The sequence below is a fragment of the Burkholderia sp. Ac-20344 genome (genome assembly GCF_017104975.1).
Classification (GTDB): Bacteria; Pseudomonadota; Gammaproteobacteria; order Burkholderiales; family Burkholderiaceae; genus Burkholderia.
Genome location: NZ_JAAGPP010000386.1, coordinates 1 through 835 on the forward strand (window position 1 = coordinate 1; position 835 = coordinate 835).

Here is an 835-nt window from a genome sequence, read left to right on the forward strand (position 1 = left end):
GGACCGCCGAGGATATCGGCACCCCAGCGGCGGGCGTCGAACGCGCCGAGCGTCATGCCGCCCGGCGGGGTCCCCGGCGTCGTGCGCCGCCCCGCGGCCGCACACAGCAGCCCGAGCCCGAAGATCGCACCGCGATGCGTATTGACGCCGCCGGTCGCCGCGAGCATCGCGTGCTCGGCACGCAGGCCGATCTTGCGCAGCACGGCCATGTCCGCATCGCGCGCGCCCGCGTCGGCCAGCTCGGCAAAGTACGGCCGCAGCACCGCGGCGCTGCGGGCGAACGTCGCGGCATCCATGTCCGAATGACTGCCGGTGTCGACATGACTGACGAGCCCCGGCTTCGGATAGGTCTCGATCTCGAGCACGAGGCTGCGCTCGGCCAGTTCGGCGATGCGCTCGGCTTCGGACGGCGCCGGTACTCGGCAGGCAGCCCACGCGCTCATCGCATGCCTCCGGTGAATGCGTCGACCGGTATCAGTTCGACGGCGATCGCGGTCTTGACCGCGACTTCAGGCTGCCGCGCATGCAATTCGCGCCAGTTGACGCCCGCGCCGTCGTCGCGCAGCAGTTCGCCGTCGATGCGCATCGGCGCGCGTGCGTCGATCGCCGCGAGGCCGTCGAGCAGCGGCGCGATCGATGCGGAATCCGGCAGCGGGAACACGATGTCGAGATCGGACGACTCGCTCAGGTAGCGCTGGCCCGTCAGTGCCTGCCATGCGAGGCTGCCGAACACGCGGCCCTGCACGCCGCAACGCGCGCCGAGCGCATCGAGCGCGCGCAACGCCGTGCGCCATGCGTCGGGCGCGGCCGCGAGCACGACGCATGGCGCACGGCG

General features: G+C 72.2%; 2 protein-coding genes. Both read right to left on the reverse strand.

Annotated features, from left to right (window positions below; genetic code table 11):
- On the reverse strand, positions 1-443 hold a 443-nt coding region (locus tag G3N64_RS39265), incomplete at its 3' end, for a triphosphoribosyl-dephospho-CoA synthase (RefSeq protein WP_205788917.1).
- A partial coding sequence (mdcG, locus tag G3N64_RS39270) for a malonate decarboxylase holo-[acyl-carrier-protein] synthase (RefSeq protein ID WP_205788918.1) occupies positions 440-835 on the reverse strand: 396 nt, incomplete at its 5' end. The genes G3N64_RS39265 and mdcG, both read right to left, overlap by 4 nt.